General features: G+C 71.3%; 26 protein-coding genes. 19 read left to right on the forward strand and 7 right to left on the reverse strand.

Annotated features, from left to right (window positions below; genetic code table 11):
* Window positions 1–11 precede the first annotated feature (11 nt).
* Both ACFV7R_RS22450 and ACFV7R_RS22455 read left to right on the forward strand, forming a co-directional pair.
* Window positions 12–776, forward strand: coding sequence for a M23 family metallopeptidase (locus tag ACFV7R_RS22450; protein ID WP_385266066.1), 765 nt, complete (start codon window positions 12–14; stop codon window positions 774–776).
* Between the two features lie 188 nt (window positions 777–964).
* Window positions 965–1,660, forward strand: a complete 696-nt coding sequence (locus tag ACFV7R_RS22455) for a GntR family transcriptional regulator (RefSeq protein WP_385266069.1) — start codon at window positions 965–967, stop codon at window positions 1,658–1,660.
* A 258-nt stretch (window positions 1,661–1,918) separates the two neighbouring features.
* On the opposite strand, the gene ACFV7R_RS22460 is transcribed toward ACFV7R_RS22455, so the two are convergent.
* Window positions 1,919–2,200, reverse strand: coding sequence for an HPr family phosphocarrier protein (locus ACFV7R_RS22460; RefSeq protein ID WP_129801049.1), 282 nt, complete (start codon window positions 2,198–2,200; stop codon window positions 1,919–1,921).
* Window positions 2,201–2,378: 178 nt separating this feature from the next.
* On the opposite strand from ACFV7R_RS22460, the gene ACFV7R_RS22465 reads away from it, so the two are divergent.
* From ACFV7R_RS22465 to ACFV7R_RS22480, 4 genes are read left to right on the forward strand one after another with little or no spacing between them, the layout of a single operon-like run.
* Window positions 2,379–5,276 (forward strand): GNAT family N-acetyltransferase, encoded by a 2,898-nt coding sequence (locus tag ACFV7R_RS22465; protein WP_385266072.1) that lies wholly within the window; start codon window positions 2,379–2,381, stop codon window positions 5,274–5,276.
* Between the two features lie 59 nt (window positions 5,277–5,335).
* Window positions 5,336–5,923 (forward strand): DUF5998 family protein, encoded by a 588-nt coding sequence (locus ACFV7R_RS22470; protein ID WP_129801048.1) that lies wholly within the window; start codon window positions 5,336–5,338, stop codon window positions 5,921–5,923.
* Entirely contained in the window at window positions 5,923–7,122 is a 1,200-nt protein-coding gene (locus ACFV7R_RS22475; RefSeq protein WP_385266075.1) for an alkaline phosphatase family protein, read from the forward strand. The genes ACFV7R_RS22470 and ACFV7R_RS22475 overlap by 1 nt, the downstream gene beginning before the upstream one ends.
* A 43-nt stretch (window positions 7,123–7,165) precedes the next feature.
* On the forward strand, window positions 7,166–7,813 hold the full coding sequence (locus tag ACFV7R_RS22480) for a thymidine kinase (RefSeq protein ID WP_385266078.1): 648 nt from the start codon (window positions 7,166–7,168) through the stop codon (window positions 7,811–7,813).
* Between the two features lie 16 nt (window positions 7,814–7,829).
* On the opposite strand, the gene ACFV7R_RS22485 is transcribed toward ACFV7R_RS22480, so the two are convergent.
* Window positions 7,830–8,633 carry a VOC family protein gene (locus tag ACFV7R_RS22485; protein ID WP_385266081.1) on the reverse strand — a complete coding sequence of 268 codons (804 nt, stop codon included), beginning with the start codon at window positions 8,631–8,633 and terminating at the stop codon, window positions 7,830–7,832.
* Window positions 8,634–8,933: 300 nt separating this feature from the next.
* On the opposite strand from ACFV7R_RS22485, the gene ACFV7R_RS22490 reads away from it, so the two are divergent.
* On the forward strand, window positions 8,934–9,785 hold the full coding sequence (locus ACFV7R_RS22490) for a sulfurtransferase (protein WP_385266084.1): 852 nt from the start codon (window positions 8,934–8,936) through the stop codon (window positions 9,783–9,785).
* A gap of 162 nt (window positions 9,786–9,947) precedes the next feature.
* On the opposite strand, the gene sepH is transcribed toward ACFV7R_RS22490, so the two are convergent.
* The 3 genes from sepH to ACFV7R_RS22505 all read right to left on the reverse strand — a co-directional run bounded on the left by sepH (window position 9,948) and on the right by ACFV7R_RS22505 (window position 13,969).
* Window positions 9,948–10,982, reverse strand: a complete 1,035-nt coding sequence (gene sepH, locus ACFV7R_RS22495; RefSeq protein WP_129801036.1) for a septation protein SepH — start codon at window positions 10,980–10,982, stop codon at window positions 9,948–9,950.
* 469 nt (window positions 10,983–11,451) lie between these two features.
* Complete coding sequence (locus ACFV7R_RS22500) at window positions 11,452–12,771, reverse strand: D-arabinono-1,4-lactone oxidase (protein WP_385266087.1); 1,320 nt, start codon at window positions 12,769–12,771, stop codon at window positions 11,452–11,454.
* Window positions 12,731–13,969 (reverse strand): MFS transporter, encoded by a 1,239-nt coding sequence (locus tag ACFV7R_RS22505; RefSeq protein WP_385266089.1) that lies wholly within the window; start codon window positions 13,967–13,969, stop codon window positions 12,731–12,733. The genes ACFV7R_RS22500 and ACFV7R_RS22505 overlap by 41 nt, the downstream gene beginning before the upstream one ends.
* 187 nt (window positions 13,970–14,156) lie before the next feature.
* On the opposite strand from ACFV7R_RS22505, the gene ACFV7R_RS22510 reads away from it, so the two are divergent.
* Together ACFV7R_RS22510 and ACFV7R_RS22515 are read left to right on the forward strand one after the other, a co-directional pair.
* Window positions 14,157–15,284, forward strand: coding sequence for a ferrochelatase (locus tag ACFV7R_RS22510; protein ID WP_385266091.1), 1,128 nt, complete (start codon window positions 14,157–14,159; stop codon window positions 15,282–15,284).
* An 8-nt stretch (window positions 15,285–15,292) separates the two neighbouring features.
* Window positions 15,293–16,108 (forward strand): inositol monophosphatase family protein, encoded by an 816-nt coding sequence (locus ACFV7R_RS22515; RefSeq protein ID WP_385266094.1) that lies wholly within the window; start codon window positions 15,293–15,295, stop codon window positions 16,106–16,108.
* A 70-nt stretch (window positions 16,109–16,178) separates the two neighbouring features.
* On the opposite strand, the gene ACFV7R_RS22520 is transcribed toward ACFV7R_RS22515, so the two are convergent.
* Entirely contained in the window at window positions 16,179–16,352 is a 174-nt protein-coding gene (locus ACFV7R_RS22520) for a hypothetical protein (RefSeq protein ID WP_165396400.1), read from the reverse strand.
* A gap of 434 nt (window positions 16,353–16,786) precedes the next feature.
* Between ACFV7R_RS22520 and ACFV7R_RS22525 the strand changes: the two genes are divergently transcribed.
* The 4 genes from ACFV7R_RS22525 (at window position 16,787) to ACFV7R_RS22540 (ending at window position 20,343) form a co-directional block, all read left to right on the forward strand.
* Window positions 16,787–17,440, forward strand: a complete 654-nt coding sequence (locus tag ACFV7R_RS22525) for a response regulator transcription factor (RefSeq protein ID WP_007385219.1) — start codon at window positions 16,787–16,789, stop codon at window positions 17,438–17,440.
* Window positions 17,441–17,446: 6 nt separating this feature from the next.
* Window positions 17,447–18,676: a HAMP domain-containing sensor histidine kinase gene (locus ACFV7R_RS22530; RefSeq protein WP_129801031.1), complete on the forward strand. Its 1,230-nt coding sequence runs from the start codon at window positions 17,447–17,449 to the stop codon at window positions 18,674–18,676.
* 394 nt (window positions 18,677–19,070) lie between these two features.
* Window positions 19,071–19,367, forward strand: coding sequence for a DUF4193 domain-containing protein (locus tag ACFV7R_RS22535; RefSeq protein WP_003993510.1), 297 nt, complete (start codon window positions 19,071–19,073; stop codon window positions 19,365–19,367).
* Between the two features lie 13 nt (window positions 19,368–19,380).
* Window positions 19,381–20,343, forward strand: coding sequence for a hypothetical protein (locus tag ACFV7R_RS22540; protein WP_385266098.1), 963 nt, complete (start codon window positions 19,381–19,383; stop codon window positions 20,341–20,343).
* A gap of 13 nt (window positions 20,344–20,356) precedes the next feature.
* Here ACFV7R_RS22540 and ACFV7R_RS22545 read toward each other — a convergent pair whose 3' ends face one another.
* The gene (locus tag ACFV7R_RS22545; RefSeq protein ID WP_129801029.1) at window positions 20,357–20,824 is read right to left on the reverse strand and encodes a DUF3093 domain-containing protein; all 468 of its coding nucleotides are present in this window, start codon (window positions 20,822–20,824) and stop codon (window positions 20,357–20,359) included.
* Window positions 20,825–20,903: 79 nt separating this feature from the next.
* Here ACFV7R_RS22545 and ACFV7R_RS22550 point away from each other — a divergent pair, with 79 nt between their 5' ends.
* The 6 genes from ACFV7R_RS22550 to ACFV7R_RS22575 all read left to right on the forward strand — a co-directional run bounded on the left by ACFV7R_RS22550 (window position 20,904) and on the right by ACFV7R_RS22575 (window position 26,962).
* Complete coding sequence (locus tag ACFV7R_RS22550) at window positions 20,904–21,488, forward strand: PaaI family thioesterase (RefSeq protein ID WP_129801028.1); 585 nt, start codon at window positions 20,904–20,906, stop codon at window positions 21,486–21,488.
* The gene (gene dut / locus ACFV7R_RS22555) at window positions 21,485–22,036 is read left to right on the forward strand and encodes a dUTP diphosphatase (protein ID WP_385266100.1); all 552 of its coding nucleotides are present in this window, start codon (window positions 21,485–21,487) and stop codon (window positions 22,034–22,036) included. The genes ACFV7R_RS22550 and dut overlap by 4 nt, the downstream gene beginning before the upstream one ends.
* A 1-nt stretch (window position 22,037) precedes the next feature.
* Window positions 22,038–22,799, forward strand: a complete 762-nt coding sequence (locus ACFV7R_RS22560) for a DUF3710 domain-containing protein (protein ID WP_129801026.1) — start codon at window positions 22,038–22,040, stop codon at window positions 22,797–22,799.
* 116 nt (window positions 22,800–22,915) lie between these two features.
* Entirely contained in the window at window positions 22,916–23,608 is a 693-nt protein-coding gene (locus ACFV7R_RS22565) for an ABC transporter ATP-binding protein (protein ID WP_385266103.1), read from the forward strand.
* A gap of 133 nt (window positions 23,609–23,741) precedes the next feature.
* On the forward strand, window positions 23,742–26,282 hold the full coding sequence (locus ACFV7R_RS22570) for an ATP-binding protein (RefSeq protein ID WP_385266106.1): 2,541 nt from the start codon (window positions 23,742–23,744) through the stop codon (window positions 26,280–26,282).
* On the forward strand, window positions 26,279–26,962 hold the full coding sequence (locus ACFV7R_RS22575) for a response regulator (protein WP_129801024.1): 684 nt from the start codon (window positions 26,279–26,281) through the stop codon (window positions 26,960–26,962). The genes ACFV7R_RS22570 and ACFV7R_RS22575 overlap by 4 nt, the downstream gene beginning before the upstream one ends.
* Window positions 26,963–26,993 lie beyond the last annotated feature (31 nt).

The following is a 26,993-nucleotide window of genomic DNA, read 5'->3' on the forward strand; positions in this document are numbered from 1 at the left end:
CCAGCCACTTCATGGCGTTCACCCGCGCCACCGGGAAGCACCGTCGTCCCAGCCGGATGCAGCGCACCACCGCCCGCGCCGCGGGCGTCGCCGCGCTCACCACCACCGGCGTCGTCGGCACCCTGGCCGCCCCCGCCCTCGCCGCCGAGCCGGCGCTCGAGCAGACCGGCCTCCTGCCGGTCGTCACCATCGGCGACTCGGTCGCCGACCAGATCGACGCCCAGGCGGCCGCCCAGCAGCAGGCCGCCGAGGAGGCCGCCGCCCAGAAGGCGGCCGAAGCGGCCGCCGAGAAGCGCGCGGAGGAGCGGGCCAAGGAGGCGCGCGAGGCCAAGGAGCGGGCCGCCCGCGAGGCCGAGCGCAAGCGCCTCAACACCTTTGTGCTGCCCATCACCGGCTCCTACGTCTCCACCGGCTACCAGTCCGGCGGCTCCCTGTGGTCCTCCGGCAGCCACACCGGTGTCGACTTCCACGCCGCGAGCGGCACGCCCGTCAACGCGGTCGGTTCCGGCACCGTCGTCGAGGCCGGCTGGGGCGGGGCGTACGGCAATCAAGTCGTGATCAAGATGAACGACGGTACGTACACCCAGTACGGCCACCTGTCGTCCATCGCCGTCTCGGTCGGCCAGACGGTCACCCCGGGGCAGCAGATCGCCCTCTCCGGCGCCACCGGCAACGTCACCGGAGCGCACCTGCACTTCGAGGCCCGTACGACCGCCGAGTACGGCTCGGACATCGACCCCCTGGCCTACCTCCGCTCGCACGGTGTGAACGTCTGACGACAGGCGGCTATGCTGCCCGAAGCCCTGGCTCCCGGAGCCGGGGCTTTCGGCGTTTCAGGGGTCTGTTTGTCCAAAAAATATCCATGGATTCCGGCCCGCCATCGGAAATTCCGGCTCTTTGCAATAGAGTCACTGAACACACGTCAATCGTCGACGTTTCACGGGGATTAAGACGGAGGTCGGGCATGCGTATTCCGGCGCACTCGGTGTGCACGGCGATCCGGGACGACATCGTCGCGGGTGTCTACGAGCGTGGCGGCCGGCTCACCGAGGAACTCCTCGCGCGCCGCTACGGCGTCTCGCGCGTCCCCGTCCGGGAGGCCCTGCGCACCCTGGAGGCGGAGGGCTTCGTGGTGACCCGGCGGCACGCGGGCGCGTGCGTCGCGGAGCCCACCGAGCAGGAGGCCTCCGACCTGCTGGAGATGCGCATGCTGCTGGAGCCGCTCGGCGCCGCCCGGGCCGCCCAGCGGCGCACCGAGGCCCATCTGAAGGTCCTGCGCGGTCTCGTCCGGCTGGGCCAGGAGCGGGCGAGGAGGGGCAACAGCGAGGATCTGCGCTCGCTGGGCGGCTGGTTCCACGAGACGCTCGCCCAGGCCTCCGGGAGCCCCGCGCTGATCGCCATGCTGACCCAGTTGCGACACAAGATCGCCTGGATGTACGCCGTGGAGGCGCCGGCCAGCCCCGCGGAGTCCTGGACGGAGCACGGCGCGATCGTGGACGCCGTGGCGCGCGGCGACGGCGAGCGCGCGCGGGCCGTCACGGCGCTGCACACCGAGCGCGCGACCGCCGCGCACCGGCTCCGGTTCGTCGGCGGCCAGGATCGCGCCGACCGTGTGAGGACTTCGCAACACCCCGTAAACATGTCCAGCCTGCGGCATTAACATATGCGCCGTATACAAAGAGGAGATATTCGGTGGCGGTGCATTTCCGCTGCCCTTTTTCTGGCGCGCCGGGAATTCACGTCCGCGCATCACAGGCGTGCCCGCGTGAATTGCGTCGCGCCCGCCGTGGAAAAGGCGTGAGGCCGCTGCGGGAAACACGCGAAGCCGCTGCGGCAAACACATGAGCCCGCTGCGGAAACGGCGAAGCCGCGCCGCCCGGAAAGGGTGACGCGGCTTCACCGACCGCCGTGCGGGCGGTCAGACGGTCTCGGGCAGCTCCTCGAGGCCCTCGGAGACCAGCTTGGCCAGACGGTCGAGCGCGGCTTCGGCGCCGTCGGCGTCGGAGGCCAGGACGATCTCCTCGCCGCCCTCGGCGCCCAGGCTGAGGACGGCCAGCATGGAGGCCGCGTTGACGGGGTTGCCCCCGGCCTTGGCGATCGTCACCGGGACGCCTGCGGCCGTGGCGGCTCGGACGAAGATGGAGGCGGGGCGGGCGTGGAGGCCCTCGGCCCAGCCGACGTTGACGCGGCGCTCAGCCATGTGATGCTGCCCTTCAGTGTTCAGGGTTGTCTAGACCAGTTTCCCATATCGTGAAGCATGCCCGGAGCGGTCCTTCGTCCCGTCCGGAGGTGGCGTCGGACCGCGGCCTCGGTCCGACTCCCGTCCTTGCACAGACTGCCTCGCGCCGTTGTCGTACGCGAGCCGTACTCTGGGGCGCATGCAGAGCTCGTCGGAGCGGCACGAGTACCCCGCCCACTGGGAAGCCGACGTGGTGCTGCGCGACGGCGGCACCGCGCGCATCCGCCCCATCACCGTTGATGACGCCGAGCGCCTGGTCAGCTTCTACGAGCAGGTTTCGGACGAGTCGAAGTACTACCGCTTCTTCGCGCCCTACCCGCGTCTGTCCGCCAAGGACGTCCACCGCTTCACGCACCACGACTTTGTGGACCGGGTGGGACTCGCGGCCACCATCGGCGGCGAGTTCATCGCCACCGTACGCTATGACCGCATCGGCGCCGACGGCCTGCCCGCCTCCGCGCCCGCCGACGAGGCCGAGGTCGCCTTCCTGGTGCAGGACGCCCACCAGGGCCGCGGTGTCGCCTCCGCCCTCCTGGAACACATCGCCGCCGTCGCCCGGGAGCGCGGCATCCGCCGCTTCGCCGCCGAGGTGCTGCCCGCCAACAGCAAGATGATCAAGGTGTTCACGGACGCCGGATACACCCAGAAGCGCAGCTTCGAGGACGGCGTCGTACGCCTGGAGTTCGACCTCGAACCCACGGACCGTTCGCTCGCCGTGCAGCGCGCGCGTGAGCAGCGCGCCGAGGCACGGTCGGTACGGCGGCTGCTGGCGCCCGGTTCCATCGCCGTCGTCGGCACGGGCCGCACGCCCGGCGGCGTGGGCCGCAGCGTCCTCGGCAACATCCGAGAGGCAGACTTCACCGGCAGTCTGTACGCCGTGAACAGGGCCCTGCCCGAGGGCGTCAAGGAACTCGACGGGGTGCCGGCGTACCGCTCGGTGCGCGACATCGACGGGCCCGTCGACCTCGCCGTCGTTGCCGTCCCCGCGGAGTACGTGCCCGAGGTGGTCACCGGGTGCGGCGAGCACGGAGTGCAGGGCCTCGTCGTGATCTCCGCCGGCTACGCCGAGAGCGGCCCCGACGGACGGGATCGCCAGCGTGCGCTCGTGCGGCACGCGCGCGCGTACGGCATGCGGATCATCGGGCCGAACGCCTTCGGGATCATCAACACCTCCCCGGACGTCCGCCTCAACGCCTCCCTGGCCCCCGAGATGCCGCGCCCCGGACGGATCGGGCTCTTCGCGCAGTCCGGGGCCATCGGCATCGCACTGCTGTCCCGGCTGCACCGGCGCGGCGGCGGAGTCACCGGAGTCACGGGTGTGTCGACGTTCGTCTCGTCCGGCAACCGGGCGGACGTGTCCGGCAACGACGTGCTCCAGTACTGGTACGACGATCCGGACACCGACGTCGTCCTGATGTACCTGGAGTCCATCGGCAACCCGCGCAAGTTCACCCGCCTCGCGCGACGGACGGCGGCGGCGAAGCCGCTCGTCGTGGTGCAGGGCGCGCGCCACGGAGGTGCCGCGCCGCAGGGCCACGCCGTACGGGCGACGCGGCTGCCGCACGCCACCGTGTCCGAGCTGCTGCGGCAGGCCGGCGTGATCCGGGTGGACACGATCACCGAGCTGGTCGACGCGGGGCTGCTGCTGGCGCGGCAGCCACTGCCGGCGGGGCCGCGGGTGGCGATCCTGGGGAACTCCGAGTCGCTGGGGCTGCTGACGTACGACGCGTGTCTGTCCGAGGGGTTGCGGCCGCATCCTCCGCTGGACCTCACGACGGGGGCTTCGGCGGAGGACTTCCAGGCGGCGTTGTCGCGGGCGCTGGCGGACGACACGTGCGACTCCGTCGTGGTGACCGCGATACCGGCGATCGGGGAGGCGTCGGTGGGGGATGCGGCGTTGGCGGAGGCGTTGCGGTCGGCTGCTGCTGCGGCTCCTTCCAAGCCGGTGCTGGTGGTGCACGTGGAGCTCGGGGGGCTGGCGGAGGCGTTGTCGGCTGCGGCCAGTACTGCGCCACAGGCCTCTCCCAGCGGCCCCGGCGTTGCGGGTGGGCGAGGGTGGGCCGCGCTGCCCGGCGCTGACAGGGTGCCTCCCCCGGAGGGGGAACCCCCAGCGTCCACCCGTGCCGCCCCTGGGGGTGCCCCCTCCGGGGGAGGAACGACTGGCCGCGGCTGGGAAGGACATATCCCTGCCTACCCCGCCGCCGAACGCGCCGTCCGGGCTCTTGCCGAAGTCGTCAAGTACGCGCAGTGGCGGCGGGACGCCGCCGAGCCCGGGAAGGTGCCCGAGTTCGAGGACATCGACGAGGAGGGCGCCGCCGAGCTGATCGGCGGGCTGCTCGCGCGCGGGCAGGGGCTCACGCTCGGTACGGAGGAGACGTGCGAGCTGCTCGGGAAGTACGGGATCAGCGTCCACCGCGCCCTGCCCGCCCCCGCCCCCGACGCCGCAGCAGCAGCCGCCCGCACCCTCGGCTACCCCGTGGCCCTCAAGGCCACCGCCCCGCACCTGCGTCACCGCGCGGACCTCGGCGGCGTACGCCTGGATCTGGCGGACGAGGAGCAACTGCGACGGGCGTACACCGAGTTGACGGAGCTGTTCGGGACGCCCGAGGAGCTGCGGCCGGTGGTACAGCGGATGGCCCCGCGAGGGGTGGACACGGTCGTACGGACGGTGATCGATCCGGCGGCCGGAGCGGTGCTCTCCTTCGGGCTGGCCGGGGCGGCCTCCCAGTTGCTCGGCGACACGGCGCACCGCCTGATCCCGGTCACCGACCGCGAGGCGACCTCGCTGATCCGCTCGATCCGTACGGCACCGCTGCTGTTCGGCTGGCGCGGTTCGACGCCCGTCGACACCCCCGCCCTGGAGGAGCTGTTGCTGCGCGTGTCCCGGCTGGTCGACGACCATCCCGAGGTGGTCGCGGTCACCTTGGAGCCGGTCGTCGTCGCCCCGCACGGTCTGAGCGTGCTCGGCGCCTCCGTACGCCTGGCCCCGCCCCCCGCCCGGGATGACCTCGGCCCGCGGACGCTCCCGGTGTACTGAGGGGCTCGGGGTGACCGAGCGGTGCCTCGCAGTCAGTGGGTCCCCGTAGGATGGGCCTCATGGCCAAGACCAGTACGACGACCCAGGGGCTGCGAGCGGCGATCGAGCGCAGCGGCTACTACCCGGCCCTCGTGGCCGAGGCGGTGGAGGCCGCCGTGGGCGGCGAGCCCATCCGGTCGTACCTGGTCCACCAGGAGACGACGTTCGACCAGAACGAGGTCCGGCGGCATGTGACCGTGCTGGTCCTCACCGACAACCGCTTCATCGTCAGCCACACCGACGAGCAGGCCGCGGACAGCACCTCTCCGACGCCGTACGCCACGACGTCGACGGAGTCGGTGAAGCTGGGCAGGATCTCGTCGGTGGTCGTCAGCCGCGTCGTCGCCAACCCGGAGTCGTACGCACCGGGCACGCTGCCGCGCGAGGTCGTGCTGACGATCGGCTGGGGCGCGGTCTCCCGCCTCGATCTGGAGCCCGCCGCCTGCGGCGACCCCAACTGTGAGGCCGATCACGGCTACACGGGCAGTTCGACGGCCGACGACCTCAGCCTGCGCGTCAGCGAGGCCGGGGACGGACCGGAGACGGTGCGCCAGGCGCTCGCCTTCGCGCAGTCCGTCTCCGAGGCGACCGCGGACCTCGACCGCTGATGGCGCAGCCCGCCGCCTGGGAGGACCACCCGGAGCCCCTCGCCGTAGACTCCGCCCCCCGGCCCGAGTACGGCTCCGGCTCGCTCGCCGACCTGCTGCCGACGCTGGCCGCGGGTATGGGCGTGCCGGGCATGACCGCCACGATCACCGAACTGACCCCTGCCGACCGGGTCTGCGTGTTCCTGATCGACGGCCTCGGCTGGGAGCAGCTCAGGGCGCACCCGGACGAGGCCCCCTTCCTGACCTCGCTCCTCGCCGCCTCCCGTGGCGGTACGGGCCGTCCCCTCACCGCCGGATACCCCGCGACGACCGCTACGTCCCTCGCCTCGGTCGGCACCGGCCTGCCGCCGAGCGCACACGGCCTGCCCGGCTACACCGTGCGTAACCCGGCCACCGGCGAGCTGATGAACCAGCTGCGCTGGCAGCCGTGGACCGAGCCGCGCGCCTGGCAGCCGTATCCCACGGTCTTCGACCTGGCCCAGAAAGCGGGTGTGCACGCCGCGCAGGTCTCGTCCCCCGCCTTCCAGAGCACCCCGCTGACCAAGGTCGCGCTCAGTGGCGGAACGTTCCACGGGCGGCTGACCGGCGAGGAGCGCATGGACCTCGCCGCGGAGCAACTCGCCGCCGGGGACCGGAGCCTGGTCTACACGTACTACGCCGAACTCGACGGTGCCGGCCACCGTTTCGGCGTCGCCTCCGACACCTGGCGCGGCCAGCTCATGTACGTGGACCGGCTGGTGCAGCGGCTGGCCGAGCAGCTCCCGCAGCGCAGCGCGCTCTATGTCACCGCCGACCACGGCATGATCGACGTGCCCTTCGACGAGCAGCACCGCATCGACTTCGACGAGGACTGGGAACTGCGCGCCGGGGTGGCCCTGCTGGGCGGCGAGGGCCGCGCGCGGCACGTGTACGCGCTGCCGGGCGCCGAGAACGACGTACTGACCTGTTGGCGTGAGGTGCTCGGCGAGCAGTTCTGGGTGGCCTCGCGGGACGAGGCGATCGCCGCGGGCTGGTTCGGGCCACCCGGCGCATGCGACGACCGCGTGTACGCGCGCATCGGCGACGTGGTCGCGGCCGCCCGCGAAGACGTGCTGATCATCGCCTCCGAGCGGGAGCCGAAGGAGTCGTCGATGGTCGGCAACCACGGCTCGATGACCCCCGCCGAGCAGCTGGTCCCGCTGCTCGAAGTACGCTCCTGACACCCCCTGCCCCGTCGTTTCGCCGAAAGGTGCTCAACTCCCCATGCCCGAGCTGGTCTTCTTCTCCGGAACGATGGACTGCGGGAAGTCGACGCTGGCTCTCCAGATCGAGCACAACCGCTCCGCGCGCGGGCTGCAGGGCATGATCTTCACCCGCGACGACCGGGCCGGCGAGGGCAAACTGTCCTCGCGCCTCGGCCTGGTGACCGACGCGGTGGAGGTCGTCGACGGCATGGACCTGTACGCGTACCTCGTCGACCGCCTCTCGCAGGGCGGCCGCGCCGACTACGTCATCGCGGACGAGGCGCAGTTCCTCGCGCCGGAGCAGATCGACCAACTGGCGCGCGTGGTCGACGATCTGGGCCTGGACGTCTACGCCTTCGGCATCACGACCGACTTCCGTACGAAGCTCTTCCCCGGCTCCCAACGCCTGGTGGAGCTGGCCGACCGGGTCGAGGTGCTCCAGGTCGAGGCCCTGTGCTGGTGCGGCGCCCGCGCCACGCACAACGCCCGCACGATCGACGGTGAGATGGTCGTCGAGGGCGCCCAGGTGGTCGTCGGGGACGTCAACCAGGCGGACACCATCGGGTACGAGGTGCTGTGCCGGCGTCATCACCGGCGCCGTATGACCGCCGCGACGGCCCGTGCGGCGGCGCTGTCGCCGGACGTGCTGCCGGTGTCGCCGGGCTGAGTCGTCCGCTTCCGCCTCAGCGCCCGCTCTGGATCAGCGAGAACCTCGCGCCCTCCGGATCGGCCACCATGGCCACGCGCCCGTGCGCGCTGTCGTGCGCCGGTTTCAGGACATGCCCGCCGAGATCGACGAGCCGGTCGACCGCCGTGTCCATGTCGGCGACCTCGAAGTACGTCAGCCAGTGCGGACCCCGGTCGCGGGGAAGGGAGTTGCCCACGCCGTGGATGCCGGCGACCGGGCGGCCGTCGAGGTGCAGGGTGAGGTAGTCGTAGTCGGCGGAGACGACCGGCTCCTTTTCATGACCGAACACCGTCTCGTAGAACTTGGCGACACTCTCGGACTCGAACGTGCGCAGTTCGTGCCAGGCCGGTGTGCTCGGCACACCGGCGATGCCGGTGCCGCGGTGCGCAGCCGCCTGCCACACGCCGAAGACGGCACCCGAGAGGTCCGAACAGATGGCCAGGCGCCCGGCTTCCTCCGCGTCGAGCGGACCCACGCCGAGGGTGCCGCCGCACAGCCGTACCGTCTCGGCCGTCTGATCCACGTCGTCGGAGGCGAAGTAGGGGGTCCAGGCGATCGGCAGGTGCCGGTCCGGAGGAAGCCGGCCGATGCCCGCCACCTCGCGGCCGTCGAGCAGCGCCCGCACATAGGGACCGAGCCGCTGGGGGCCGGGGCGGAACTCCCAGTCGAACAGCGATCCGTAGAACTCCTGGGTCGCTGCCACCCCGTGCACCATCAGACTCACCCAACAGGGCGTGCCGGGCGTGTACCGGGCGTGTGCTTCGCCGTTCCCGCCGGCCGACCCCCGTGCCTCGGTCATCGTCACCCTCTCCTCGGCCCCTCGCGGTGGCCGTGTCGCCTGCGCTCTCCGGACCCGGTGCCGATGCTCGCACCGCCCTCGGTGTCGCGCGCCCCGGAGGGCGCCGCCGCATCCTGGCCTGCCTGTGCCCGGAGGATGCCCGATCTGCGGTTTCTCGCCTTGTCCAGGCGATTGCTCCCGGGTGTCGATCGGCTGTACAGCATGTGCCCGATCCCGTACGCCTTGTGATCGGACCTGTCCGGCCGAGCAGAGTAGTCGGACATGGACGATGCGGCCACCCCGTAGGCGAGGATGGTGGCCATGAACGCCATCATTTCCGCATCCGAACTCGCGGGCGCCCTGGCGGGCGCGAACCCGCCCGTGCTGCTGGACGTCCGCTGGCAGTTGAGCGTGGCCAAGGCGGCCGGTGAGCCGCCGTTCGACGGGCGGGCCGAGTACCGGGCCGGACACATCCCCGGCGCGGTCTTCGTCGACCTCGACCGGGAACTGGCGGGGGCGCCGGGCGAGCGGGGCCGGCATCCGCTGCCCGACCTGGCCGGGTTCGGCGCTGCGATGCGTCGGGCGGGTGTGTCGTCCGGGCGGCCGGTCGTCGTGTACGACGGTGGGCAGGGCTGGGCTGCGGCCCGGGCCTGGTGGCTGCTGGGGTGGACGGGGCATCCGGACGTGCGGGTGCTCGACGGGGGACTGCCCGCGTGGGAAGGTCCGCTGTCGGTGGAGGAGCCGACACCCGAGGAAGGCGATTTCCAGCCGGTGCCCGGGCGTGAGGGGTTCCTCGACGCGGACGCGGCTGCCGCGCTGGCCCGCTCCGGCGTGTTGTTCGACGCGCGAGCGGCGGAGCGGTACCGCGGGGACGTGGAGCCGATCGACCGGGTGGGCGGGCATATTCCGGGGGCGGTGTCGGCGCCTACGGCCGAGAACGTGGGGGCGGACGGGCGGTTCCTGCCTGCGCAGGAGCTCCGGGCGCGCTTCGGTGCGCTGGGGGCGCACGACGGTGCGAAGGTCGGCGTGTACTGCGGCTCGGGGGTTTCCGGGGCGCATGAGGTGCTGGCGTTGGCGGTCGCGGGGATTCCGGCGGCGCTGTACGTGGGGTCGTGGTCGGAGTGGTCGTCGGATCCGTCGCGGCCGGTTGTGGTGGGGCCGGAGCCGCAGTAGCGGGCGTTGCGGCTGGGTGGGGGTGGGCGGATGCGCTCGCCCTGCGCCGACGGGGTGCCTCCCCCAGAGGGGGGACCCCAGCGCCCACCCGTGCCGCCCCAGCGGCACGACTGCCCGCAGCTATGGCAGCTGCGGGCAGTCGTCGTTTTCCTGCGTTGCGTACTACTCCTGCTTCTTCCGCCGCGTCCCGAACACGATCTCGTCCCAGCTCGGGACCGCCGCTCTGCGGCCGGGGCGGACGCCGTCGGCCTCGGCCTGGCGGTCGGTGGCGCCGACAAGGCGGTCGCGGTGGCTGCCGACGGAGCGCGGCATCAGGACGTCCGCATAGGCGGACCCGGCCGAGGCAGCGGGAGCCGGGGGCTCCTCCGCCGCGGGCGGCTCGGCGGGCTCCTCCGCCGGCTCCGGCGACGGGCGCTCCGGCACGACGAGGTCGCCCCTGAAGCTCGGTACCGCCTCCAGCAGACTGGTCAGCGAGTCCCGCTCGCCCGTGCTCTCCTCGGCAGGCTCCGGCGACGGGGCCGGCAGGACCGGCCGCTCCCGCTCCGGGGCACGCTCCACCGAGCGGTCGCGCGGCAGCCGTGCGATACGCGGGACGAAGGGGAAGCTGGGCTCGGGCGTGCCGAGGTCGTCGGACTCGCCGATGAGCGAACGCGCCTCGTCGTCGACGGCCTGGACGAGCCGCCGGGGCGGGTCGTACGTCCAGCTCGCCGAGTGCGGCTCGCCCGCGACGCGGTAGACGAGCAGGACCTCCCAGGTGCCGTCGTCGCGGCGCCAGGAGTCCCACTGCACCGTGTCCTTCTCGGCGCCGCGCAGCACCAGCCGTTCCTGCACGGCCTCGCCGAGCAACGGGCCGGAGTTTTCGCCGGGGCGACGCACCGGTGTCTTCCGGGCGCGCTCGGCCATGAAGGCACGCTCGGCCAACACGGGGCCCTCGAACCGCCGTACGCGATCGACGGGGATGCCGGCCATCTGGGCGACCTCTTCCGCGGTCGCACCCGCACGTATCCGCGCCTGGATGTCTCGCGGGCGGAGATGGCTCTCCACCTCGATCTCGATCTGGCCGAGGCGGGGACGGTCGCCGCGCACGGCGGCGCGGAGCCGTTCGTCAATCGGAAGCGTGTACTCCGTGCTGTCCGCAGCCTTCAGCACCAGCCGTGTGCCGTCATTCGAGACGGCCACGACACGCAGTTCGGGCATGGGGACCTCCCGGGTGGTGCCTGCCGACGTCACGTGCGTCGCTGCTTCCGCTAGTCGAGTGTGGCCTGCCCGGGTGCAGCCTGCCACAACCTTGCCGAGTTGCCCGGCGTGTCGGGCGTGGGCCCTGGATCGCCGTTATGGCACGGTTACCTATTCGCAACGCTAAGTGACAAAATCCGTCACCCTGTGCAACAAGCCCCCTCCCGGCGGTCCTTGAAGGCCCCGGACACCCTGGCGGGAGACCGGACCCAGGGCTCGCAACAGTACTCCATTCGGACCACGTGCGTGGATTGCCGCGCCGCCCAACTTCGTCCAGGGGGTCGCACTTGGCCGCCGCCGGCCGGATTTCTCGATCACAAACGTGGCGTACTTCACGGATTCACCAGAAACGGAACCAGCGGTTTCGCCGGTACGTGTCCGGGTCCGCAGGCGGCACCGGCGACTGTCCGGACGCAGGCCACCACGCCCGCTACGACCCCAGAACCCTCCGCAAGTAGTCGTTCTGGAACCGCCGTTCCGGGTCAAGCCGATCCCGCAGCGCCGTGAACTCGCCGAAGCGCGGGTAGGCCCGGGCGAAGTACTCCGCGTCCCGGGTGTGCACCTTGCCCCAGTGGGGTCGCCCGTCGTGCGCGGTGAAGATCCGCTCGGCGGCTGTGAAGTACGCCTGATAGGGGGTGCCTTGGAACATGTGGACGGCGATGTACGCGGTGTCCCGGCCCGATGCCGTGGACAGCGTGATGTCGTCTGCCGGAGCGGTGCGCACCTCGACGGGGAAGCTGATCCGCAGGCGTGAGCGGTCGACCGTCGCCTTCAGCTCGCGCAGCGTCTCGACGACGGCCTCGCGCGGGACGGCGTACTCCATCTCGACGAAGCGCACCCGGCGCGGAGACGTGAAGACCTTGTAGGGGATGTCCGTGTAGGTGCGCGCGGACAGGGCCTTGCTGGAGATCTGGGCGATCGCCGGGATCGTGGCCGGCGCCGCGCGGCCGACCCAGTTGGCCACCTGGAACACGCCGTTGGAGAGGAACTCGTCCTCCAGCCAGCCCCTCAGCTGCCCCACCGGCCGCTCCGGGCCGGCGCTGCGGTTGTTGCGCTTGGTGTTGGTGCTGCCGGTGTGCGGGAACCAGTAGAACTCGAAGTGCTCGTTCTCGGCCCAGAGTTCGTCGAAGGTGCTGGTGACCCGGTCGAAGCTCATCGGCTCCTCGCGGGCGGTCAGCAGGAAGATCGGCTCCACGGCGAAGGTGATCGCGGTGACGATGCCCAGCGCGCCGAGGCCGATGCGGGCGGCGGCGAAGACCTCCGGGTTCTCCTTCTCCGAGCAGGTGAGCACCGAACCGTCGGCCGTCACCAGTTCCAGGGCCTTGATCTGGGCGGCGATCGACGCCGAGTCACGGCCCGTGCCGTGGGTGCCGGTGCTGGTGGCCCCGGAGGCCGTCTGCTCCATGATGTCGCCCATGTTGGTCAGCGACAGGCCCTCACGGGCCAGGGCCATGTTGAGCCTCTTGAGCGGCGTGCCCGCCTCGACCGTGACGGTGCCGGCCTCCCGGTCAATGTTGCGTATACCCGTCAACAGTTGAGGGCGGATCAACACACCGTCGGTCGCGGCGATCGACGTGAACGAGTGGCCGGTACCGACCGCCTTCACCTTCAGGCCGTCCTCCGCAGCCCGCGCCACCGCCGCGGACAGCTCCTCCACGGAGGCGGGCATGACCTCCCGTACGGGCCGGGCGGTGACCGTGCCGCCCCAGTTACGCCACGTGCCGTTCTTCCCGCTCGCTGTGCTGCTCAACGGTGCCTCCCCGACCCGGAGCCGGCTGCTTGAGCCGGCGGTACCCGAGGAAACCGACCGCGACCGCGACGGCCCCGGCCACCGCCGGAACCCCGTACCCGGAGCGCGCACCGGCCGCGTCGATCACCCAGCCGGCCACGGAGGAGCCGAGGGCGACCCCCACCGCGAGCCCGGTACTCACCCAGGTCATGCCCTCGGTCAGTTGCGCGCGTGGTACGTGCTCTTCGATCAGGGACATCGTCGTGATCATCGTGGGAGCGATGGACAGGCCCGCGACGAAGAGCGCCACGGCCAGAAACGGCAAGTTTCCGACCAGTAGGAGGGGGATCATACTCACGGCCATGGCGCAGACGCCCAGGAGCCAGCGAGGTTCGGGCGCCCCCTTGAAGTGCAGCAGTCCGAAAACGGCTCCTGCCGCACAGGAGCCCAGCGCGTACACCGCGAGAACGACGCTCGCGGCGCCCTTGTGGCCCTGCTCCTCGGCGAAGGCCACCGTGACCACGTCGACCGCCCCGAAGATCGCCCCGGTCGCCACGAAGGTGGTCACCAGGACCTGCAGACCGGGTGAGCGCAGCGCGCTGCCCCCGCCGTGCCGCTCGCGCGGGTGCGGCACGGGCTCGGTGGCCCGCTGGGCGGTGAGCCAGAAGACACCGGCCGCGAGGAAGCAGGCGGCCAGCAGCGGGCCGGCCTCCGGGAACCACGCCGTGGACAGGCCGATGGAGATGATCGGCCCGAAGATGAAACAGATCTCGTCCACCACGGACTCGAAGGAGTACGCGGTGTGCAGTTGCGGCGTGCCGCGGTACAGGGCGGCCCAGCGTGCCCGGATCATCGCGCCGATGCTCGGTACGCAGCCGATGGCCACACAGAACACGAACAGCAGCCAGTCCGGCCACCTGTAGTGCGCGGCGAGCAACAGCCCGGCCGCGCCCAGCAGCGCGATCAGGGTCGCCGGGCGGAGCACCCGCCGCTGCCCGTACTGGTCCACCAGGCGCGAGACCTGCGGTCCCGCCACCGCGGCCGCCAGCGCGATCGTGGCCGACAGCGCACCCGCCAGCCCGTACCGCCCGGTGAGCTGCGAGACCATCGTGACGACGCCGATGCCCATCATCGACAGCGGCATACGGCCGAGGAGTCCCGCGGCGGAGAAGCCCTTGGAGCCTGGGGCGGCGAACAGGGCGCGATAGGGGCTGGGCACTGGGTCTCCGGCGGCTCGGTACGGCGTATCGGCCGACGTGACGGGGCCGATACGGCTGCGGTAAGGCATAAAGGTGGCTGATACAGCTTACGAGTCGGCTGCCGCCGGAGACACCCCGGCAGGAGGCCGGGACACGTCGGTCACCCGCCGTTTCCCGGCTGTCAGTGCCGGGTGGCAGGATCGACTCATGCCAGACGCGCTCGATGCCACCCCCTACGACGCCCTGCTCCTGCTCTCGTTCGGCGGCCCCGAGGGGCCGGACGACGTGGTCCCGTTCCTGGAGAACGTGACGCGCGGGCGCGGCATCCCCAAGGAACGCCTGAAGGAAGTCGGGCAGCACTACTTCCAGTTCGGCGGGGTCAGCCCGATCAACGACCAGAACCGCGCCCTGCTGGACGCCCTCCGCAAGGACTTCGCGGACCACGGCCTGGACCTGCCGATCTACTGGGGCAACCGCAACTGGGCCCCGTACCTCACGGACACCCTGCGCGAGATGGTCCGGGACGGCCGCCGCCGCATTCTGGTCCTGGCCACCAGCGCCTACGCGTCGTACTCGGGCTGCCGGCAGTACCGCGAGAACCTCGCCGACTCGCTCGCCGCCCTGGATGCCGAGGGCCTGCCGCTGCCGAAGACCGACAAGCTGCGGCACTACTTCAACCACCCCGGCTTCCTGGAGCCCATGATCGAGGGCGTGCTCCGGTCCCTGGCCGACCTCCCCGACAACGTCCGGGACGGAGCGCACATCGCGTTCACCACCCACTCCATCCCGAACTCCGCCGCGGACAGCTCCGGCCCCGTCGAGGACCACGGCGACGGCGGCGCGTACGTCAAGCAGCACATGGACGTCGCGCAGCTGATCGCTGACGCCGTCCGCGAGCGCACCGGCGTCGACCACCCCTGGCAGCTGGTCTACCAGTCGCGCTCCGGCGCCCCGCACATCCCGTGGCTGGAGCCCGACATCTGCGACCACCTCGAGGAGCGCCACGCCGCGGGCGTCCCGGCCGTCGTGATGGCCCCCATCGGCTTCGTCTCCGACCACATGGAGGTCCTCTACGACCTCGACACGGAGGCCAACGCCAAGGCCGGGGAACTGGGCCTGCCGGTGCGCCGCTCGGCCACCGTCGGTGCCGACCCGCGGTTCGCCGCCGCGGTCCGCGACCTCGTCCTGGAGCGCGCCGCCGTCGAGCGCGGCCAGGAGGTCACCCCCTGCGCCCTGGGCGCCCTCGGCGCGAGCCACAACCTCTGCCCGGTGGGCTGTTGCCCGGCCCGCACCCCCCGCCCCGCCGCCGCGGGCGCCGACAGCCCCTACGCGTGAGGAGCACCGTGACCGACACGCTGCACACGGACCTGCTCCGGCTCGCCCGGCAAGCCGCCCGCCGGGCCGGCGAGCTGCTGCGGGACGGGCGTCCGGCCGACCTCGCGGTCGCCGCCACCAAGTCGAGCCCCATCGACGTGGTGACGGAGATGGACATCGCGGCGGAGAAGCAGATCACCGACCTGATCTCCGGCCAGCGCCCCGACGACGGCTTCCTCGGCGAGGAGGGCGCCTCCAGCGAGGGCAGCAGCGGCATCCGCTGGGTGATCGACCCGCTCGACGGCACGGTCAACTACCTCTACGGGCTGCCGACCTGGGCCGTCTCCATCGCGGCCGAACAGGACGGCGAGACCGTCGTCGGGGTCGTCGCGGCCCCGATGCGCGGCGAGACCTATGGCGCGATCCGCGGCGGCGGCGCCTGGGCCACCGGTGCCTGGGACGGCGAGCGCATCCTCGCCTGCCGCCCGGCGCCGCCCCTGGACCAGGCCCTGGTCTCCACCGGGTTCAACTACGTCACCGAGGTCCGCACCCACCAGGCCGACGTGGCTCGCAGGCTGATCCCGCTCCTGCGCGACATCCGGCGCAGCGGATCGGCCGCCGTCGACCTGTGCGACGTCGCCGCAGGCCGCCTCGACGGCTACTACGAGCGTGGACTGAACGCCTGGGACTTCGCGGCCGGCGACCTGATCGCCCGCGAAGCGGGCGCGCTGACCGGCGGACGCCCCGGAGAGCGCCCGTCACGCGACCTGACGGTAGCGGGCACCCCGGGCGTCTTCGAGCCCCTCCAGCGGCTCCTGGAGGACTTCGGCGCCTGGCACGACTGACGAGCCAAGAAAACCGCAGCGGGCCCCGGCGATGGATTCGCCGGGGCCCGCTGTCGTACGTGTGAGCCGGTCAGACGCCGGACGCGCCGACTTCCACGCCATGCTCGGCGGCGAGGCGACGCAGGTCGTCGAGTTCGCCCTGCTCCACCTCGACGAGGAAGTCGTCGCCCTCGTCACGAGCCCGCGTCAGGTCGGACTCGGTCGCCCTTATGCGCTGCAGAAGTCCTGCGGTGAAAGCGTCCATGCTGCGCCCCCTCGTCCTGGGTCGTGGGTCGGTGGCACGGGGGTGTGCCGTTCGGAAGGGGCGATCACGTCTGTGGGTGCCCAGCGCTGCCCTGCTGGGCGGCGACGGTGCCGGACACCCACGCCCACTCTGCGGAAAGCGGACCGCGGCGTACCGCATGGTGCTGCGGCACAAGCAGAGCGTGATCGCGGGGTGTATTCGGTCCTCCCCCCGCTCCCTTCCGCGGAAACCTCAACCGGAGGAGAAAATCTCGCATTCCCGGATCCGGCACCCCGTCCGCGCGACCTTCGCGCAGGGGCCGCCCGGTGCCCGCTCCTCCGTCTTACTGCCCACTTATGGCCGAAAAGGGCAGGATGGAGGTCAACACACCCCCGAAGACCCCTGCCCGCGCGTGCTCAGGCGCTACGCGGGTGGATACAGGAAGGACAAGCGACGTGCGCGTACTCGTCGTCGAGGACGAGCAACTGCTCGCCGATGCGGTGGCCACCGGACTGCGCCGGGAGGCCATGGCCGTCGACGTCGTGTACGACGGTGCGGCCGCCCTGGAGCGCATCGGCGTCAACGACTACGACGTGGTCGTCCTCGACCGCGACCTCCCCCTGGTGCACGGCGACGACGTGTGCCGCAAGATCGTCGAGCTCGGCATGCCCACGCGCGTGCTGATGCTCACGGCGTCCGGCGACGTCAGCGACCGGGTGGAGGGCCTGGAGATCGGCGCCGACGACTATCTCCCCAAGCCCTTCGCGTTCAGCGAGCTGACGGCCCGCGTGCGTGCCCTCGGCCGGCGCACCAGTGTGCCGCTGCCGCCCGTCCTGGAGCGCGCCGGGATCAAGCTCGACCCGAACCGCCGCGAGGTCTTCCGGGACGGCAAGGAGGTCCAGCTCGCGCCCAAGGAGTTCGCCGTCCTGGAGGTGCTGATGCGCAGCGAGGGCGCCGTCGTCTCCGCGGAGCAGCTCCTGGAGAAGGCCTGGGACGAGAACACCGACCCGTTCACGAACGTGGTGCGCGTGACCGTCATGACCCTGCGCCGCAAACTGGGCGAGCCGCCCGTCATCGTCACCGTCCCCGGCTCCGGCTACCGGATCTGATCGACCGTGGCAGCGAACCCCGCGCCTCCCCAGGCGCCCCCGAAGCCCACCTGGGATCCCAGGAAGCCACCGCCGTTCCCGATCCTGCGCCCGACCATCCGGATAAGGCTCACGCTGCTGTACGGCGGCATGTTCCTGATCGCCGGCATCCTGCTGCTGTCGATCATCTACCTGCTGGCGGCGAACGCGCTGAACGTGGGCAGTGACCTGCCCTTCAAGATCCTCTCCGGCCAGGTGGCGAGCGAGGCCTGCAACTTCCCGTCGCAGCCGACTGCCACCGAGCTCAACCACGCCATGAACAACTGCGCCAACGAGCAGCGCCAGCACGCCCTGGACAACCTGCTCAGCCGCTCGCTCCTGGCGCTCCTCGGGCTTGCCGTGATCGCCTTCGCCTTCGGCTACGCCATGGCCGGCCGCGTCCTGTCGCCGCTGGGCCGGATCACCCGCACCGCGCGCGCGGTGGCCGGCTCCGACCTGTCCCGCCGGATCGAGCTGGACGGACCCGACGACGAGCTGAAGGAGCTGGCCGACACCTTCGACGACATGCTGGAGCGGCTGCAGCGGGCCTTCACCGCTCAGCAGCGCTTCGTCGGCAACGCCTCGCACGAACTGCGCACCCCGCTGGCGATCAACCGCACGCTCCTCGAGGTGCACCTGTCCGATCCGAGCGCGCCCATGGAGCTGCAGCAGCTCGGCAAGACACTGCTGGCCACCAACGAGCGCAGTGAACAACTCGTCGAGGGGCTGCTGCTGCTCGCCCGCAGCGACAACCAGATCGTCGAGCGCAAGCCGGTGGACCTCGCCGAGGTGGCCTCGCAGGCCATCGACCAGGTGCATGCCGAGGCGCAGGCCAAGGGCGTGCAGATCCGCGGCAAGCGCGAGCGCGCGGTCATCCAGGGCAACGGCGTCCTGCTGGAGCGGATCGCCCTGAACCTCGTGCAGAACGCCGTGCGCTACAACATCCCCGAAGGAGGCTGGGTGGAGGTCACCACGGAGATCCAGCACGGGCAGGCCGTTCTGGTCGTCGCGAACACCGGGCCGGTGGTGCCGGCGTACGAGGTCGACAACCTCTTCGAACCGTTCCGGAGACTGCGTACCGAGCGCACGGGGAGCGACAAGGGCGTCGGCCTCGGTCTGTCCATCGTCCGGTCCGTGGCCCGGGCGCACGGCGGGCATATCGCGGCGCAGCCCAGGGAGGGCGGAGGGCTCGTGATGCGGGTCACCTTCCCGATCTGAGACCATGGGGCGACACGCCCGAGGAATGTTCGCTTTGCGCGGAATTTTCGGGGCACCCGTCCAGCTGTCCCATGTGTGATCGATCACAAGGGCGATTTTCAGGCCATCTACTCTCCGTGATCATTTAGTTGCCGGAAAGCCCAGAAAATCCGGGTTTTCCAGGGGCTTGATCACGGGAAGTACACGATGAGGCCCTTTTGAAGTGCGACATTCGGACCGTGTACGGTCCCGATCGCCATCCAAGCCGATCACTCATGAGGAGTCCGGTTGGGTGTCGATTGAGTAACAGACCTTGATGTGAGGCAAAATCTCCGCCTCGGGTCGGGCACAAGTCCGGCCTCTCACGCGTTACGTGCGCTGGAGACACCGCAGACACCCGGAGGGGGAGAGCGACATGGCAACCGACTACGACACCCCACGCAAGACCGACGACGACGTCGACTCGGACAGCCTGGAAGAGCTGAAGGCCAGGCGGAACGACAAGTCCGCCTCGGCGGTCGACGTCGACGAATTCGAGGCCGCCGAGGGCCTGGAGCTTCCCGGCGCCGACCTTTCGAACGAAGAACTGGCGGTCCGTGTGCTGCCGAAGCAGCAGGACGAGTTCACCTGCATGAGTTGCTTCCTGGTGCACCACCGCAGCCAGCTGGCCCGGGAGAAGAACGGTCAGCCGATCTGCCGCGACTGCGACTGAGACGGGGTCGGCCGTGACTGGCTCGACCCCACCTCGGAAGCGCCGCTTCCCCTGGGGAGCGGACTCGGGGCCGTCCGACGGCCCTCACGGCGTGCGTGACGACGAGCGAGGCTCCTCCGGTACGGGACTGCCGGTCCCTGCGGAGTCAGCCTCGCTCGAACCGGCCGGTGACCGGGCCGACCTCCCGGTGCCGGCTCAGGGTCCCACCCCCGTCGCCAGGCGGCGGGCGGCGGTGACCCGGGCCATGGACCTGGCCAAGGCCGGCGCCGCCAAGAGCGGCAGCGGCGCCAGGGCGGGCCTGGCGTATCTCGCCGACCGGATCATCGAGATCGCCCCTCGGATCCCCGTACGGGACCTTGCGACGCTGCGCAGGCAGTTCCCGGGCCTCGGGCCCGAGCAGCTCGCGGACAAGCTCGTGGCGGGCGCGGCGAACGCGTCGGCGACGGTCGGAGCGGGAGTCGGCGCGGCGGCCATGCTTCCCCTGCCGCCCGCGATGCCCACGGAACTGGCGGCAGAGATCACCGGGGTGGCCGCGATCGAGCTGAAGCTGATCGCCGAGCTCCACGAGGTCTACGGCGTGCGGCCGCCGGGCAATCTGAAGGACCGCAGCAGCGCGTATCTGAAGTCCTGGTCGGACGAGCGCGGCATCGACCCCATGAAGCCGATGACGGTCAATGCGGCTCTCGGTGGTCAGATGAAGCGGGAGCTGCGGCAGCAGATCATGAAGCGCATGGTGCGCAATCTGCCGAACCTGATGCCGTTCATGGTGGGAGCCGCGGTGGGCGCGGTCATGAACCGGCGGGACACCAGGAAGGTCGCCGCGCGCATCCGGGCGGACCTGCGGAGGATGCAGGTGCCGTGGGACCAGCTGTCGGAGCTGCCACCGCTGCCGCCGCTGGAGCGGCCCGCGGACGCGCTGTCGATCGAGAAGCCCCTCGAGGAGCCCGGACGTCCGGGCCCGAACGCGACCGAGTGATCGGCGCGGTCGGCTACGCCGTACACGCCGCCTTGGCCGCCCGGATGGCCTCCGCCAGCCGCTCGGGCTCACGCGTCGACAGGTACAGGTACGGCGTCGGGTCGGCCGGGTCGATGACCTCCACGCGCAAGGCCGTGGGGATGTAGGCGCGCAGCAGCAGGAAGGCGCGGGTGTCGGCCTTGTGCGTGCGCCAGGCGCGGGCCTCCTCGGGCTCCAGGATCTCCGCCTCGCCCAGGGCCGTGACCGGGATCTTCGCCTCGCCCGCGATCAGAGAGTCGTTCACCACGCGGATGCGGACCGAGCCGTACGAACTCGCCGCGACCGCCGCGACCGCGGTGCCGCCGGCCAGGCCCCCCAGCAACGGCAGGGTGCCGAAGGGCAGCAGGATCAGGGCCATCGAGACCCCGACCAGGAGGCTGATCAGCCACCAGGAGCGGGGCGCGGTGAGGCGTTCTTCGTACGGGGCGGCGGAAAGCTGCATGGAATCAAGCTTGGCACGGTGTCCGCGGGGAGGCAGGGTCAGGGGGGCCGGGGTGAAACGCCGGGTAAGGTCTGCGGCTGTGAGTGGTACATCCGCAGCTCTGGAGCCTCCCGCCGACGCGACCAAGCCGGTGCGGCACCCCGACGCTCCCGCACCCGGCGAGCTCCTCGGCCCGCACTACGGTGAGTGCTTCGGCTGCGGCGGCGACCAGCCGCACGGACTGCACCTCGCGGCGCGGGCCGGCGAAGGGGTGTCGATCACCGCCGAGTTCACCGTGCGGCCCGAACACCAGGGCGCTCCGGGCCTGGCCCACGGCGGAGTGCTGGCGACCGCCCTCGACGAGACCCTCGGCTCGCTGAACTGGCTGCTGCGCACCATCGCCGTGACCGGACGGCTGGAGACCGACTTCGTACGGCCGGTGCCGGTGGGCACCACGCTCCATCTTGCGGCCGAGGTGACGGCGGTGGCCGGCCGGAAGATCTACTCGCGGGCCACCGGACGTGTCGGCGGCCCCGACGGACCCGTCGTCGTCCGAGCGGACGCGCTCTTCATCGAGGTCAAGGTCGACCATTTCGTCGACCACGGCCGCAAGGAAGAGATCCAGGCCGCCATGAACGACCCCGACCAGATCCGGCGCGTCCGTGCCTTCGAGGTGAACCCGTGAGCCGCGACCCCGTGAACGTGCTGATTCGGCGTGTCGATCCGGACGTACCGCTTCCGACGTATGCGCACCCCGGCGACGCGGGAGCCGATCTGCGCACCACCGAAAGCCGTGAACTGAAGCCGGGTGAGCGGGCCGTACTGCCCACGGGGGTGTCTGTGGCGCTCCCGGAGGGGTACGCGGCCTTCGTGCACCCGCGTTCCGGTCTCGCCGCCCGCTGCGGCGTGGCCCTCGTGAATGCCCCGGGGACGGTTGATGCCGGGTACCGTGGGGAAATCAAGGTGATCGTGGTGAATCTCGACCCGCGCGAGCCCGTGCGGTTCGAGCGCTTCGACCGGGTTGCCCAACTGGTCGTCCAGCAGGTCGAGAGGGTCCGCTTCCAGGAGGTGGCGGAGCTTCCCGACTCGGCACGGGCCGAGGGGGGCTTGGGGTCCACCGGCGGCCATGCCGCCGTGGACGGCGGGCGCGGCACAAACGGTCAGGCCGCCGTTGGCGGCAAGACGGGTGGGAATCGATACGCTTCGGTCGTATCCGACCGGGAAGGACAGTGACGTGTTCGGACGTCGCAAGAAGAGTGGTGCCGCCGAGGACGCGGCCGGCGAGGCCGAGCAGGTCGTCGACAGCGTCGACACTGAGGCGGACGAGGTCGAGCGCGAGCGGGTGCGGCTCGAGCCGGAACCGCGGCCCGACGGGCCCTGGGACAGCACCGAGGTCCGGGACCCGGCCGAGGGCCGGGTGGATCTTGGTGGTCTGTTCGTGCCGGGCGTCGACGGCATGGAGCTGCGGGTCGAGGTCGCGGGCGACGCGATCGTCGCGGCGACCGTCGTACTGCGGGACAGCGCCATCCAGTTGCAGGCCTTCGCCGCGCCCAAGCGGGAGGGCATCTGGGGCGAGGTGCGCGAGGAGATCGGCGCCGGCATCACCCAGCAGGGCGGCATCATCGACGAGGTCGAGGGCCCGCTCGGCTGGGAGCTGCGAGCCCAGGTGCCGGTGCAGCTGCCGGACGGCACGGGCGGCTTCCAGGTGGTCCGGTTCGTCGGTGTGGACGGGCCCCGCTGGTTCCTGCGGGGTGTGATCTCCGGGCAGGGTGCCGTGCAGCCGCAGGCCGCCGGCCTCCTGGAGCAGATCTTCCGGGACACGGTCGTGGTCCGCGGCGACGGACCGATGGCGCCCCGCGACCCGATCGTCCTGAAGCTGCCGAACGACGCGCAGATGGTCCCCGAGGGCGTCCAGCAGGACGACCAGGCCGGTTCCCGGTTCTCGGGCGGCATGGGGCAGCTGCAGCGCGGGCCGGAGATCACCGAGGTCCGTTAGACGTCAGCGCACGCAGGGCCGCATCCCCGCAGGGGTGCGGCCCTCGTCGTGTGCGAACGCTTGAACGGGTGGGCGTCGCTTCGTGATACTGGCGCCCGGATCACGGGGGAGGCGACATGAGCCAGGTGGTCACCGAGACCATGGTGCGCGTCGAGAACGTCCACAAGTCGTACGGCGAGGGAGCCGCCGCCGTGCACGCCCTGCGCGGGGTCTCCTTCGACGTCCCGCGCGGTGAACTCGTCGCCCTCAAGGGGCGCTCGGGGTCCGGGAAGACGACGTTGCTCAACATCGTCGGCGGTCTCGACGAGCCGGACCGGGGGCGGGTGGCGGTCGACGGGCTCGATCTGGCGGGGCTCGGCGAGAACGGCCTGCTGGAACTGCGCCGGGACCACATCGGCTTCGTCTTCCAGTCCTTCGGGCTCATCCCGATCCTCACGGCCGCCGAGAACGTCGGCGTACCGATGCGGCTGCGTCGGGCCGACCCGCGGGAGCGCGAGGAACGCGTCGAGCTGCTGCTGTCCCTGGTCGGCCTCGCCGACCACGCCGCCCAGCGGCCCGGTGAGCTGTCCGGCGGTCAGCAGCAGCGGGTGGCCATCGCCCGTGCCCTCGCCAACAGCCCCTCGCTCCTCATCGCCGACGAGCCGACCGCCCAGCTGGACGCGGAGACCGGTCACGCGGTGATGGAGCTGCTGCGGGCCGTCGTACGCAGTGAAGGCGTCACGGCGCTGGTCGCCACGCACGACGCGACCCTGCTCGACCTGGCCGACCGGGTCCTGGAGCTGAGCGACGGAGCAGTCGTCGAACGTTAGTTCGCTCAGCGGGGTGTCGTCAGGGTTCCGTCAAAGTCGCCCGCTGCCCTCCTGGCCGCCCCATTTGCCCGGAACGTTGGCCGTAAGGTCGACGCTTCGTACGCGCAGTTTGCAGAAGACGGACAATGAGGCCATGACACGCGGCAAGCTTCGGATCTACCTGGGTGCGGCACCGGGGGTGGGCAAGACGTATGCGATGTTGTCCGAGGCGCACCGGCGGGTGGAGCGGGGCACGGACTGCGTGGTGGCGTTCGTCGAGTCCCACGGCCGGCCGCGCACCGAGGTGATGCTGCACGGGCTGGAGCAGGTGCCGCGCAAGGAGCTCGGGTACCGGGGCGGGGTGTTCACCGAGATGGATGTGGACGCGGTCCTCGCCCGGCGGCCGAAGGTGGCGCTGGTGGACGAGCTGGCGCACACGAACATCCCCGGTTCGCGCCATGCCAAGCGCTGGCAGGACGTGGAGGAGCTGCTGGCGGCCGGGGTCGATGTGATCTCCACGGTGAACATCCAGCATCTGGAGTCGCTGGGTGACGTGGTGGAGTCGATCACGGGGATACGGCAGCGGGAGACCGTCCCGGACGAGGTGGTGCGGCGGGCGGACCAGGTCGAGCTGGTGGACATGTCGCCGCAGGCGCTGCGGCGGCGGATGGCGCACGGCAACATCTACCAGCCGGACAAGGTGGATGCGGCGCTGTCGAACTACTTCCGGCCGGGGAATCTCACCGCGTTGCGGGAGCTGGCGTTGTTGTGGGTGGCGGACCGGGTCGACGAGTATCTGCAGCAGTACCGCAGTGATCACCAGGTGTCGAGAATCTGGGGTTCGCGGGAGCGGATCGTGGTGGGTCTGACGGGTGGTCCGGAGGGGCGGACGCTGATCCGGCGGGCGGCGCGGCTGGCGGAGAAGGGGGCCGGCGGTGAGGTGCTGGCGGTCTACATAGCGCGCAGCGACGGGCTCACGGCGGCCTCGCCGAAGGAACTGGCGGTGCAGCGCACGCTGGTCGAGGACCTCGGCGGGACCTTCCATCACGTGGTCGGTGACGACATACCGGCGGCCCTGCTGGACTTCGCCCGCGGCGTGAACGCCACCCAGATCGTGCTGGGTTCGTCGCGGCGCAAGAGCTGGCAGTACGTGTTCGGGCCCGGCGTCGGCGCGACGGTCGCCCGGGAGTCCGGTCCCGACCTGGACGTCCACATCGTCACGCACGACGAGGCCGCCAAGGGGCGTGGGCTGCCGGTGGCGCGCGGTGCACGGCTGGGGCGGGCCCGGATCATCTGGGGCTGGCTGGTCGGCCTGGCCGGGCCGGTGATCCTGGCGGTCCTGCTGAACACCGTTCACCTCGGCCTCGCCAACGACATGCTGCTCTTCCTGACGCTGACGGTGGCGGCGGCCCTGCTCGGCGGGCTCCTCCCGGCGCTGGCCTCGGCAGTCGTGGGCTCGCTGTTGATGAACTGGTTCTTCACCCCGCCCGTCCACACCCTGACCATCGCGGACCCGAAGAACATCGTCGCCCTGGTGATCTTCATAGGCGTGGCGGTGTCGGTGGCGTCGGTGGTCGACCTCGCGGCCCGGCGCACGCATCAGGCGGCCCGGCTGCGGGCGGAGTCGGGGATCCTGTCGTTCCTGGCGGGCAACGTGCTGCGTGGTGAGACCAGCCTGGAGGCGCTGCTGGAGCGGGTGCGCGAGACCTTCGGCATGGAGTCGGTGGCGCTGCTGGAGCGTGAGAGCGACGTCGATCCGTGGACGTGCGCGGGCAGTGTCGGGCTCCGACCGTGTCAGAGCCCGGAGGACGCGGACGTCGACATGCCGGTCGGCGATCACATGGCCCTCGCGCTGACCGGACGGGTGCTGCCCGCCGAGGACCGCCGGGTGCTGGCTGCGTTCGCCGCGCAGGCCGTGGTCGTCCTGGACCGCCGCCGGCTCCAGGAGGAGGCCGACCAGGCCCGCACGCTGGCCGAGGGCAACCGCATCCGCACGGCCCTGCTGGCCGCCGTCAGCCATGACCTGCGGACGCCCCTGGCCGGCATCAAGGCGTCGGTCACGTCGCTGCGTTCGGACGACGTCGAGTGGTCCGAGGAGGACCGGGCGGCCCTGCTGGAGGCGATCGAGGAGGGCGCCGACCGCCTCGACCACCTGGTGGGCAACCTGCTCGACATGTCCCGTCTGCAGACCGGCACGGTCACGCCGCTCATCCGCGAGGTCGACCTCGACGAGGTGGTGCCGATGGCGCTGGGCGGCGTGCCGGAGGACAGCGTGGAGCTGGACGTCCCGGAGACGCTGCCGATGGTCGAGGTCGATGCCGGACTGCTGGAGCGTGCCGTCGCCAACGTCGTGGAGAACGCGGTCAAGTACAGCCCGCCGGGTACGCCCGTGCTGGTTGCCGCCAGTGCCCTCGCGGACCGCGTCGAGGTCCGGGTCGTGGACCGCGGGCCGGGCGTTCCCGACGAGGCGAAGGAGCGGATCTTCGAGCCGTTCCAGCGCTACGGCGACGCCCCGCGCGGTGCCGGAGTCGGCCTCGGCCTCGCGGTCGCCCGGGGCTTCGCCGAGGCCATGGGCGGCACCCTCGACGTCGAGGACACACCCGGCGGCGGCCTCACCATGGTCCTCACCCTCCACGCGGCAGGAGCGCGCCCCGTGCTTCTTTCCTCCGCACCCCAAGAAAGGCAGGCTCGATGAACCGGGTGCTCGTGGTCGACGACGAGCCGCAGATCGTTCGCGCCCTCGTGATCAACCTCAAGGCGCGCAAGTACGAGGTCGACGCGGCCCAGGACGGGGCCACCGCCCTTGAGCTCGCCGCGGCTCGCCACCCCGACGTCATCGTCCTCGACCTGGGGCTGCCGGACATGGACGGCGTCGAAGTGATCAAGGGTCTGCGCGGCTGGACCCGCGTGCCGATCATCGTGCTGTCCGCCCGGCACTCCTCCGACGAGAAGGTCGAGGCACTCGACGCGGGCGCCGACGACTACGTCACCAAGCCCTTCGGCATGGACGAACTGCTGGCCCGGCTGCGCGCGGCCGTCCGCCGCGCCGAGCCCACCGGCGGCGGCGAGGACGAGGTGATGGTGGAGACCGAGGAGTTCACCGTCGACCTCGTCGCCAAGAAGGTCAACCGCGGCGGCAAGGACGTACGGCTGACCCCCACGGAGTGGCATCTGCTGGAAGTGCTGGTGCGCAACACCGGCCGGCTGGTCAGCCAGAAGCAGCTGCTGCAGGAGGTGTGGGGACCGTCGTACGGGACGGAGACCAACTACCTGCGCGTGTACATGGCACAGCTGCGCCGCAAGCTGGAGGCGGACCCGTCGCACCCGAAGCACTTCGTCACGGAGCCGGGGATGGGATACCGCTTCGAGAAGTGAGCTTTCGAGCTGTGACACAACGGGTACGTGA

It is taken from the genome of Streptomyces sp. NPDC059866 (assembly GCF_042731325.1).
In the GTDB taxonomy this organism is placed as follows: Bacteria; Actinomycetota; Actinomycetes; order Streptomycetales; family Streptomycetaceae; genus Streptomyces; species Streptomyces flavusporus.

Coding starts and splice junctions, on each gene's coding strand:
- ACFV7R_RS22450 (WP_385266066.1), top strand. CDS start 12: ATGGCGTTCACCCGCGCCACCGGGAAGCACCGTCGTCCCAGCCGGATG.
- ACFV7R_RS22455 (WP_385266069.1), top strand. CDS start 965: ATGCGTATTCCGGCGCACTCGGTGTGCACGGCGATCCGGGACGACATC.
- ACFV7R_RS22460 (WP_129801049.1), bottom strand. CDS start 2,200: ATGGCTGAGCGCCGCGTCAACGTCGGCTGGGCCGAGGGCCTCCACGCC.
- ACFV7R_RS22465 (WP_385266072.1), top strand. CDS start 2,379: ATGCAGAGCTCGTCGGAGCGGCACGAGTACCCCGCCCACTGGGAAGCC.
- ACFV7R_RS22470 (WP_129801048.1), top strand. CDS start 5,336: ATGGCCAAGACCAGTACGACGACCCAGGGGCTGCGAGCGGCGATCGAG.
- ACFV7R_RS22475 (WP_385266075.1), top strand. CDS start 5,923: ATGGCGCAGCCCGCCGCCTGGGAGGACCACCCGGAGCCCCTCGCCGTA.
- ACFV7R_RS22480 (WP_385266078.1), top strand. CDS start 7,166: ATGCCCGAGCTGGTCTTCTTCTCCGGAACGATGGACTGCGGGAAGTCG.
- ACFV7R_RS22485 (WP_385266081.1), bottom strand. CDS start 8,633: ATGACCGAGGCACGGGGGTCGGCCGGCGGGAACGGCGAAGCACACGCC.
- ACFV7R_RS22490 (WP_385266084.1), top strand. CDS start 8,934: ATGAACGCCATCATTTCCGCATCCGAACTCGCGGGCGCCCTGGCGGGC.
- sepH (WP_129801036.1), bottom strand. CDS start 10,982: ATGCCCGAACTGCGTGTCGTGGCCGTCTCGAATGACGGCACACGGCTG.
- ACFV7R_RS22510 (WP_385266091.1), top strand. CDS start 14,157: ATGCCAGACGCGCTCGATGCCACCCCCTACGACGCCCTGCTCCTGCTC.
- ACFV7R_RS22520 (WP_165396400.1), bottom strand. CDS start 16,352: ATGGACGCTTTCACCGCAGGACTTCTGCAGCGCATAAGGGCGACCGAG.
- ACFV7R_RS22535 (WP_003993510.1), top strand. CDS start 19,071: ATGGCAACCGACTACGACACCCCACGCAAGACCGACGACGACGTCGAC.
- ACFV7R_RS22545 (WP_129801029.1), bottom strand. CDS start 20,824: ATGCAGCTTTCCGCCGCCCCGTACGAAGAACGCCTCACCGCGCCCCGC.
- ACFV7R_RS22565 (WP_385266103.1), top strand. CDS start 22,916: ATGAGCCAGGTGGTCACCGAGACCATGGTGCGCGTCGAGAACGTCCAC.
- ACFV7R_RS22570 (WP_385266106.1), top strand. CDS start 23,742: ATGACACGCGGCAAGCTTCGGATCTACCTGGGTGCGGCACCGGGGGTG.
- ACFV7R_RS22575 (WP_129801024.1), top strand. CDS start 26,279: ATGAACCGGGTGCTCGTGGTCGACGACGAGCCGCAGATCGTTCGCGCC.